The organism is Zymomonas sp., from assembly GCF_020216885.1.
Taxonomy (GTDB): Bacteria; Pseudomonadota; Alphaproteobacteria; order Sphingomonadales; family Sphingomonadaceae; genus Zymomonas.
Map to the genome: position 1 here is coordinate 1 of NZ_JAIWON010000053.1, position 10000 is coordinate 10000.

Annotated in this window: 7 protein-coding genes and 1 tRNA gene; 5 read left to right on the top strand and 3 right to left on the bottom strand. The window is 46.2% G+C overall.

All coding sequences use genetic code 11. The features are described from left to right. Both LDL18_RS02725 and LDL18_RS02730 read right to left on the bottom strand, forming a co-directional pair. Window positions 1–1012, bottom strand: a 1012-nt coding sequence (locus tag LDL18_RS02725) for a CDP-glycerol glycerophosphotransferase family protein (protein ID WP_296506884.1), incomplete at its 3' end; no start/stop codon positions are given. Between the two features lie 277 nt (window positions 1013–1289). Beyond that, the gene (locus tag LDL18_RS02730) at window positions 1290–3908 is read right to left on the bottom strand and encodes a M1 family metallopeptidase (protein WP_296506885.1); all 2619 of its coding nucleotides are present in this window, start codon (window positions 3906–3908) and stop codon (window positions 1290–1292) included. 484 nt (window positions 3909–4392) lie between these two features. Between LDL18_RS02730 and LDL18_RS02735 the strand changes: the two genes are divergently transcribed. From LDL18_RS02735 to LDL18_RS02745, 3 genes are all read left to right on the top strand, one after another. Beyond that, window positions 4393–4701, top strand: coding sequence for a hypothetical protein (locus tag LDL18_RS02735; RefSeq protein ID WP_296506886.1), 309 nt, complete (start codon window positions 4393–4395; stop codon window positions 4699–4701). 167 nt (window positions 4702–4868) lie between these two features. After that, a tRNA-Ala gene (locus LDL18_RS02740) sits at window positions 4869–4944 on the top strand. 223 nt (window positions 4945–5167) lie between these two features. Further along, window positions 5168–5998: an aldo/keto reductase gene (locus LDL18_RS02745; protein WP_296506887.1), complete on the top strand. Its 831-nt coding sequence runs from the start codon at window positions 5168–5170 to the stop codon at window positions 5996–5998. 56 nt (window positions 5999–6054) lie between these two features. Here LDL18_RS02745 and LDL18_RS02750 read toward each other — a convergent pair whose 3' ends face one another. After that, entirely contained in the window at window positions 6055–7062 is a 1008-nt protein-coding gene (locus tag LDL18_RS02750; RefSeq protein WP_296506888.1) for an NAD(P)H-quinone oxidoreductase, read from the bottom strand. A gap of 222 nt (window positions 7063–7284) precedes the next feature. On the opposite strand from LDL18_RS02750, the gene LDL18_RS02755 reads away from it, so the two are divergent. Beyond that, complete coding sequence (locus LDL18_RS02755; protein WP_296506889.1) at window positions 7285–8442, top strand: iron-containing alcohol dehydrogenase; 1158 nt, start codon at window positions 7285–7287, stop codon at window positions 8440–8442. Window positions 8443–8796: 354 nt separating this feature from the next. Then, window positions 8797–10000 (top strand): argininosuccinate lyase (gene argH / locus LDL18_RS02760; RefSeq protein ID WP_296506890.1); only part of this gene is annotated, 1204 nt, incomplete at its 3' end.

Genomic DNA, 10000 nt, shown 5'->3' on the forward strand with positions numbered 1-10000 from the left:
GGTAGAGATGATGCCGCGCCTGAGCAGATTCGATAGCAGGTTTAAGGGCATCAATGTCTTCTACGACATCTCCCATAGTCCAATGGCGAAAATTAGGATTATTCTGCCATTTTATTTTTTGAGGATTGAGAAAAATACAGGGGCGGGAGATCGCCATAAATTCGTAAATTTGGCTACTCACATCTCCAATATAAAGTGCAGCTTGCGACGTATAGGTCATATCCAGCATAGCGGGAGAACCTGTATCAACCAAGATTTGGTCATTTTGCAGTCTTTTGAGCCAGTATTTTTTAATCGCGAAACTTTTATAAAATTGTTTGATATGAGGCGCGACAACCAAATTATAGCTATTTTGTGCGTTAAAAGCCTTAATCAAGGCCTTCATAAAAATAGGCGAAGAATTTAAATTCCGTTTGTAATGAGGATTATAAAGCGCAAAAGGTCGCGAATTTTGAAAAGGGTAGGCCATTTTTTTCTGAATGGCTTCAAAAATATCAAATTTAGGATAGCCTATAATCCGAGTGGCTTGATCAGTTATCAGGCCTTTTTGTTTGAAATCATGGGTAACTTTTTCGCCTGATATCAGCGTCAAATCAAATTCTTTGACAAGATGCTCATCATTCACATATCGATCGCCCGCCCCATGCATCAATAAAATAAGCTGAGGATGATTGAGTCCCATTTGCTTTAAAATACCGGCCGTATATTCTGTCGCAACAACCGCATCATAGCGATTCAGTTCTTCAATATTGTCTTGCAAGACAAGCAATCGTTCCTGATCAAGCCTTTTTGCTTGCTTCAAGAGCTTGGCCTTCCATGACTTGAACAACGGACGTAATTTCAGGGCGGGCGCATTCAATATCCGCCTTATTCGGGTCAAATGCTCTACTGTATCAGGAAAACTATAATATTCTGTGACATCGCAATCAGGCATTGCCGCCAATTCGCTGGCGACAGAAGCTGTGTGATAACACTGGTAAGGCTCAGCAATATAAATAAATGCAATTTTCACACTGAATCTGTCTTATATTTCAAGTCTTTCGCCGGAAAAACGATGATCGACGATAGAATGATTGCCTAAGCAAGAAGGCCTTTGTTCATAGTTTTTACAGGGATACTGTCAACCATAGCGGTCACGATACATCTTGGATTATAAAAAAGATATTTTTTCAAAAAATTCAGTTCTGATTGGTAAAAGGCTGAATCTTTTTATCCTGACCTTGGAAAGACAAAAAAATCCCGCCTCGGAAGAGACGGGATTTTAGAACTAAAAGTCTTGTGAAAGACGATTACTGGTTTGACCAGCGCTTCAAAGCCGGTTCGACAAGATGGCGCTGAACACTGTTATAGGTGATCTGGTTGATAACCCGCTGAGCAGACTGACGCGAACGCTGCGGCAGATATTTCTGGGCGTAGGTTTTAACCTGACCAGCCAGAGCCATATTGTCGCCCGTCAAGGCCAGATTGGCAATGAAGCGTGCCCGTGCGGTTTCTTCAATGAAGGCATTGACCTTTTCACGGTGATCCACTGCCCAATTAAAGGCCAGATCAGGGTGGTTGCGTGCTACGATTGAAATCAGAGCGGCGCGGGTCGGCGCATTCGCTTCATCCGTCAAAGCTAGCTCAAGCGTTTTTCTTGCCAATTCCTTGTTATTGGTCGCTGCTAAGGCATGGTAGAGCTGACGCTGACCGGAAGGATCTTTTTCCTTCTTGGCCATATCGCGCAGTTTTTCCCACATTTCGTTATCGGCATTATAGCCAACGACCTGCAATACTGCCTCGCGGATAGAAGCCGGAATGCTGTCCAGACCATTATTCAAATAGCGCTGGGCAGTGTCGATGGTTTCCTTGTCACCCATTTTACCGAGTAACGGAATCAGACTTTCGCGCAAATCGCTGGTAGCGGTCGAGTCACTGACCGAGGATGCCCAACCGATACGGGTCAGTTGCGGTTTCAGACGAGCTATTGCTTTCTGACGGAATGCGGCCTGAACCGGACTATGGTCGAGGCGACCGTCAAAGCTGGCGATCTGGTCAGAAACAACATTCAATAACAACGGATCGGAATCCGGTGAAATCTGCCCTAACAAGGCCAGATGTTGATCGAAGCTTTCATATCCGCCGCTGGCCAAAGCCATGCTGTCGCTGATAAAACCGACCTGATCTGACAAGGGCAGGCTTGGCAATTTATCGCTCAAGTCTTTGAAATGTTGCGGCGCATAAAGCGTCCGATAATAGCCGAACTGACCCGGATTGATGATCGGTAAAGAATCAACCGATGCCTGAACCGTTTGATAGGTGGGGCCACTGACCGTCACCGTCGTTGCAGCTTTCTGCTGTCCAGCAGCGCCAATAGCAACCGGAACAATCCAGCTACGGGATGTATGCGATGCCGGATCAAGCGCAAAACGATCCTGTGCCAGATTGATACGGGTGATGCCCCCAGCCGTTATGGGTTCGCTAGCACGGATAAGCGGAACGCCACCTTGCAGGGTGAAGCTGTCAGCGAAACTTTTGACATCTTTGCCAGATGCCTGACTTAACGCCTTCCAGAGGTCATCAGTCGTCGTGTTATTATATTTGTTGGCGGCCATATATTGGCGCAAACCATCACGGAACTGATCGGGGCCAATGGCGGCTTCGATCATGCGAATTACCGCCTGACCTTTGGAATAGGTGATGGTATCGAAAGCCTGATCGATTTCATCCACAGTGCCGACATGCTGAATGATCGGATGGGTCGTTGACTTGGCATCCATTGAGAAGGCGGCCTGACGAGCATAAGCCACGGTTTGCGCCGGAACATTCCAGCCAGGATTGAGATCGCCCGTGACTTTGGAAGCCATCCATGAAGCAAAGCCTTCATTCAGCCATAAATCGTCCCACCACTGCATCGTGACCAGATCGCCGAACCATTGATGTGCCATTTCATGGGCAACAACATTGAAGATGGTCTGATGCGCGCTTTCAGGACTACGTTTCGGATCAAACAAAACAGCGCGATCGAAATACATGATAGCGCCCCAATTTTCCATGGCCGAGAAGAACTGGGAGGAGCTGGGAACGGCAATCATATCCATTTTAGGCAAAGGATAGGGCGTGCCGAAATAATTGTTGTAATAGGTCAGAATCTGGGAAGCCGCATGCAAAGCATAATCGCCCTGATCGGCCGCACCGCGACGGGTAATAATACCGACTTCGGTATCCCCGACTTTAACCGCTTTCCGATCAAGTTTACCAACGCCTAAAAAGAGAAGATAGCTCGACATCTTCGGGGTTTCGGCAAAACGGGTAGTAACAAGATCGTTGCCATTTTTTTCGGTGGCGACAACGGGCATATTGGAGAAGGCCAGTTCGTCAGCCGGAGCCGTTACCGCCATTGTAAAGGTGGCTTTGTCGTCTGGCTGATCCCACATCGGTGCGAAATAGCGTGCATCGGCAGGTTCGAACTGGGTGACCAGCATCCGCTGGGCGCCGTCATTGTCCTGATAATCAACAGCGAAGAGACCCGCGGAAGACTGGTTGATTCTACCGCGATAGTTGATCGTCAATTCATGCTGACCGACCTGAATCGTGCCATTGTCACTGGTATTGATTAAAAGCTGTTGTGCAGGAGCATCCAGCTTCCATTCAACCTTTTTGCCATCCAATGTAATGTCATCAATGACCAGATCGGCAGCGTTCATGGCGATTACATGTTCAGGTGCCTGAACATTGATCGTAATCTTTTCACGACCGCTAAAGATGAGATCTTTGGCATTAGGTTGTACCGAGATATCATAATGCAGAGGTTTGATATCTTCTGGCAGACGACCATCTGGATTGGCAAAGGCCGCTGTTGCCATGGCTGGCAATAGAAGGACGGGCGCATGTCGAAGAAAAGATTTTAATCGGGACTTCTTGAACATTAAGGCACCTTTAAAAACGAGGCATGGCATTTGTAAATAATAGTCAAGCCATGCCTTTGTATTGTTTCAATAAATAGCTTTTTATGAAGTATGCTGTTACTATATAGAAAAAATTATATAGTTAATGTTTATTAAACTTCATGTTAAATCCATAGCAATTTTACACTGTTTGAACCTATCTTTAACAGAACGTCTATCAGGATAAAAAGTTCATTCTTTTTATGGTCGCGTTATAAAAATTTACAGCAGATCTATTTCTGTCTTAAGCGCGATAAAGACCTGTTCATTCTGAAAAAGACTTCTATTCATGCTATGATCCTTCGAAAGGATGATGATATGTTCATTGGGAAAGAGTTATTTCCGTGCTTAAGTGTAACATATTGTATAAAATATAAAAATTAAAATTTCTAATATATAGAATATTATAATAACTTATATCGTCAATATTAGGAACCGAATAAATAGAGAAGGGCAGGAAGCTGGAATGATTATTCTCTATCGGGGTCGTGGTATTCTTACCTTCTTTACTTTCATTTTTGTCATTGCAGCCGAAGATTGGCTGATGCGGAAGATGGGACGGTCATCCCGTTGTGACTATGCCTCGCTTTTCGCATGGTCTGTTGCCTTCATAAACTGGGTTATGGGGCGCTATTTGAACCGCAACGCCTTGGAAACAAGAAGAGGGCTTCTGTCCCGCCTATTCTATAACGCCCCGCATCAGTTTTTCGGCTTACCGATGGAATTATGGTCAATTCCGCTCTTTGCTTTCGGCTTTTTCTGTTTTCTTGGCTAAAGATTTCAGGCCTTTAATAGGGTTTTCTAACAAAGCCTTCTGGGCAATATCTTTGAAATAGCTTGAGAATAGAAACGGATTTTGTCTGTTTCCCTTAAAAATTTTAAAAAAGCGGAAAAGGATAGTTGCAAGATATCGGTTAGAACGCTAAACACCATGCGCTAAATGGGGCTGTAGCTCAGATGGGAGAGCGCTGCAATCGCACTGCAGAGGTCAGGGGTTCGATTCCCCTCAGCTCCACCAGCCATTCTTATGGCTGCTTTCCTCTTATAATCATCCTGACTTAAAATTCTTTTGCCTGTATTGATTGAGGCAGGCTTATTCTTGCCAATATGGTGCCATCTTATCCCTGTTTCCGGTCATACATCCTGCAAAGCGGATTTTTTCGGGCGTCGCTTATAGCTTCATGGACTCGGTTGTCTTTTGATAGACTGTTTTTCTCGATTCCTGTCATAGCGAGGATAAGATGAAATATGTGAAGCTGTCGGACGGCACCAAAGTGCCGGCTTTGGGACAAGGCACATGGATGATGGGCAATGCGCATAACCGCGCGACCGAAGTCGCCGCCTTGAAAGAAGGTATTGCCCTTGGCATGACGCTTATTGATACAGCGGAAATGTATGGCGAAGGGGCTGCGGAAATTTGCGTCGGGGAAGCGATCAAAGGCACCCCAAGAGAAAGCCTTTTTTTGGTCAGCAAAGCCTATCCGCAAAATGCCTCGCGCAAGACCTTGCCAAAAGTATGCGAGGCCAGTCTAAAACGCCTTGGCACCGATTATCTTGATCTTTATCTGTTGCATTGGCGAGGAAGCGTGCCTTTTGCTGAAACTATCGAGACGATGGAAGCCTTGCAAGCGGCTGGGAAGATTCGCCGTTGGGGTGTCAGCAATCTTGATACCGATGATATGGAAGAGTGGATTGCTGCCGGTGGTCAAGCCTGCACAACAGATCAAATCCTGTATAATTTGACCCGTCGCGGGCCTGAATTTGATCTTATCCCTTGGCTTCGCAAGCATCACATGCCGGTTATGGCTTATAGTCCGGTTGAACAGGGCCGTTTGTTGAAAAATCCGGCTTTGATCGCCTTGGCGCAGGAACTTGGTGTTACGCCTGCCCAGTTAGGCTTGGCATGGGTGATGCGTCATCCTGACATTATGGCTATTCCAAAGGCTGGTCATATTGCCCATGTAAGAGAAAATTTTGCATCGCTGAATATTGTGCTGGATGACACTATTTTGGCAGAATTAGATAAATTATTTCCGGCACCCACCCGAAAACAGCATCTCGCTATCTTATAAAAATAGTCAATGGATGAAGGGAGGCAGGCCGTTTCAAAACGACCTGTCCTTTTTTATCAAAAAAGAGCCTCTGGCATCGTCAAAACGATTTTGCCGCAATGATCACGGCTTTCCATCCTTTTATGGGCATCTTGCACTTTTTCTAATGGAAAACGACTGTCAATCAGGGGATGGCATTGGCCTTGCTCTAGTAATGGCCAGACTTTTTCTCTCAACGAACGGGCAATATCCGCTTTCTCATGGGCTGTTCTGGCGCGCATGGTGGATCCGCTGATAGTGGCGCGCTTGAATATCAGAGGCAATAAATCGAATTTATCAGCAATCCGTCCCCCCATCGCCCCGACAATGACGAGGCGACCGCCAAAGGCCAAAGCCTTCATATTACGGGAAAAATAAGACCCCCCAATAATATCGAGAATAATATCAACACCTTTCCCCGCCGTTTTTTCCTGAATAATTGTCAGAAAATCCTGATCATTGTAATTGATAGCTGTTGCGCCGAGTTTTTCGACTGCAGCGGCTTTTTCCTGATTGCCGACAGTAGTAAAAACTTTCAGTCCGCAAGCCTTCGCCAAGATGATCGCCGTGCTGCCAATACCGCTACTGCCTCCATGAACAAGCACGGTTTCACCCGATTTTGCCTGACCGATATCAAAAAGATTCGCCCATACCGTGAAATAGGTTTCGGGGATCGCCGCTGCTTCTATTAAGGAAAGATTGTCAGGGACAGGCAAAGTTTGTTTGGTTGGAATAACACCATATTCGGCATAACCGCCGCCATTGGTCAGGCCGCATACTCTGTCACCGACTTTGAATTCTTCGACATTTTGACCAAGGGCAATCACGGTTCCGGCTATTTCAAGTCCGGGTATCGGGGTGGCATCCGGTGGCAAAGGATATTGTCCCATTCGTTGGATGATATCAGGGCGGTTGATACCAGCCGCCACAATTTTTACTAAAATTTCATCTGCTTTTGGGGTAGGAATAGGCGCATCATGGAGGGTTAGAACATCAGCTGATCCTGCTTCTTTGATGATAACTTCTTTCATCATATTGCCTGCCATTTTTATATCCTCCGGCATATCCAGTAAAATCTTTAAAGACAGTTCCGCCCAATCAGGCTATCCCGACCCAAGGCGCGTATTGGGTTATCTTATCACAGGCAACGCCATTTGTTTTTTGTTATTGAAAGTCAGAAGACATCTTGCCCCTTCAAAGTTGGCTTGCCACATAGCGGAGATAGTCGCTGATAATTCCTCTTACGCATAAGAAGGCGGAAAAGACTGATGCTCAATTTTGATTATTATAATCCGACCCATATTGTTTTTGGTAAAGGCCGTATTGCACAGCTTGATACGCTTTTGTCGAAAGAAGCCCGTGTTTTAGTCCTTTATGGCGGTTCTAGCGCCCAAAAGACAGGCACTTTGGATGAAGTCAGAAAAGCTCTTGGTGACCGCACCTATTTTGAATTTGGCGGTATCGAACCCAATCCCAGCTATGAAACCCTGATGAAAGCCGTCGAGCAGGTCAAACAGGAAAAGGTTGATTTCCTGTTGGCTGTTGGGGGCGGGTCAGTCATTGATGGCACCAAATTCGTGGCCGCCGCCGTGCCTTATGAAGGCGAGCCTTGGGAAATTCTGGAAACAGATGGCAAGAAAGTCAAGGAAGCCTTGCCCGTTGGAACTGTTTTGACTTTGCCTGCTACTGGCTCTGAAATGAACCGGAATAGCGTGGTAACCCGCAAGTCAATCAAATCGAAACGGGGCTTCCATAACGACCATGTTTTTCCGGTTTTCTCGATTCTTGATCCGACAAAGGTTTACACTTTGCCGCCGCGCCAGTTGGCAAATGGGGTTGTCGATTCCTTTATCCATATCACCGAACAATATCTGACCTATCCGGTTGATGGTATGGTTCAGGATGAATTTGCAGAAGGTCTGCTCCGCACCTTAATCAAAATTGGCCCCGAATTGCTGAAAGATCAGAAAAATTATGATCTGGCAGCCAATTTTATGTGGACGGCAACCTTGGCGTTAAATGGCTTGATCGGTGCTGGTGTGCCACAGGATTGGGCAACCCATATGATCGGTCATGAATTGACGGCTGCCTTTGGCATTGACCATGGTCGGACATTAGCGATTATCCTGCCTTCGCTGTTGCAAAATCAGAGAGAGGCCAAGAAAGGCAAGCTGCTGCAATATGCCAAGAATGTTTGGCATATTGATCAGGGTTCTGATGATGAACGGATTGATGCTGCCATCGAAAAGACCCGTCATTTCTTTGAATCACTAGGTATTCCGACCCATCTGAAAGACTATGATGTTGGGAAAGAGTCTATTGATATGCTGGTCAAAGAATTAGAAGCGCATGGCATGTCCCAGCTGGGCGAACATAAGGCTATTACGCCGGATATCAGCCGCGCTATTCTCTTGGCGAGCCTGTAATTTATTCGAGAAGTCAGAAATAGCTGATTTCTTATAAAGATATCAAAAGAACGGCGCATCAAAAAAAGATGCGTCGTTTTTTTATGGAGCCTACTTCTATTTTAGGCCAAAAAATAGACCCATGATATTGTTGTGATATTTTGCTTTAATATAATGATGTTATAATTTTTGTAGATAGTGCCGATATAGGCCACATTATACCGTAAAATCGGTTGTGTTTTTTAGAATGGGCATGGATATAGGCGGCTATATTACTGAATAATCATAGCTGTTTTGCCTCTTTTTAGGTAAAATCAGGGTAATGACCCAGTCGGGAGACAGATGATTACTGAGCGTCAGACAGATTCCAATGCGATGTGGGGTGGCCGTTTTTCTGAAGGCCCGACAGCGATTATGCGGGAAATCAATGCCTCGATCCCGTTTGATAAACGCTTATGGCAACAGGATATTGCCGGTTCCAAAGCCCATTTGAAAATGCTGGTATCCCGTAACATTGTCACGGCAGAAGATGGCCAGAAAATTTTGGAAGGCCTCGATAAGATCGCGGCTGAATATGCCGAAAAAGGTGTACCAGAAGACTGGTCTCTTGAAGATATTCATATGGTGACGGAAAAAAGGCTGGCTGATTTGATCGGTTCGGCGGCTGGACGTTTGCATACTGCCCGTTCCCGTAACGATCAGGTCGCTGTTGATTTTAGATTATGGGTGCGTGATGCCATTGATATGGTCGATAAAGGCCTGACGGCACTCCAGATAGCGTTGGTTACCCGCGCGGAAGAACATGCCGCGACCGTGATGCCGGGCTTTACCCATTTACAGATCGCCCAGCCGATTACGCTTGGTCATCATCTGATGGCTTATTATGAGATGATAAGTCGTGATCGTTCGCGCTTTTCGGATGGTCGTAAAAGATTGAACCAATCGCCATTAGGGGCTGCGGCCTTGGCTGGGACGGGGTTCAATATTGACCGCCATCAGACAGCAAAAGCCCTCGGCTTTGATGCGCCTACGGCCAATTCACTGGATTCTGTTTCAGACCGTGATTTTGCCTTGGATTATCTGATGTCGGCGACCCAGACCGCTATCCATCTGTCACGCTTGGCAGAAGAGATCATTATCTGGGCAAGTCAGCCTTATGGTTTTGTTTCTTTGCCGGATGCCTATTCTACCGGTTCATCCATCATGCCGCAAAAGCGTAATCCTGATGCCGCGGAGTTAGTGCGCGGTCATAGCGGACGGATCGCCGGTTGTATGAATGCGTTGGTGATGACGATGAAAGGTCTGCCTCTTGCCTATTCAAAGGATATGCAAGACGATAAGCCGCCGGTTTTTGAAGCGCATGATTTGCTATCTTTGGCGATTGCAGCGATGACGGGCATGATCGAGACGCTGACCTTTATTCCTGAAAAAATGCGAAAAACAGCCGAAGCCGGTTTCTCAACCGCAACCGATCTGGCTGATTGGTTGGTGCGTCAAGCGGGTATTCCTTTCCGTGAGGCACATCATATTACGGGGTCGGCTGTTCGTCTGGCTGAAACCAAAGGCGTTGCTTTAGATG

Coding starts and splice junctions, on each gene's coding strand:
- LDL18_RS02735 (WP_296506886.1), top strand. CDS start 4,393: ATGATTATTCTCTATCGGGGTCGTGGTATTCTTACCTTCTTTACTTTC.
- LDL18_RS02750 (WP_296506888.1), bottom strand. CDS start 7,062: ATGGCAGGCAATATGATGAAAGAAGTTATCATCAAAGAAGCAGGATCA.
- LDL18_RS02745 (WP_296506887.1), top strand. CDS start 5,168: ATGAAATATGTGAAGCTGTCGGACGGCACCAAAGTGCCGGCTTTGGGA.
- LDL18_RS02730 (WP_296506885.1), bottom strand. CDS start 3,908: ATGTTCAAGAAGTCCCGATTAAAATCTTTTCTTCGACATGCGCCCGTC.
- LDL18_RS02755 (WP_296506889.1), top strand. CDS start 7,285: ATGCTCAATTTTGATTATTATAATCCGACCCATATTGTTTTTGGTAAA.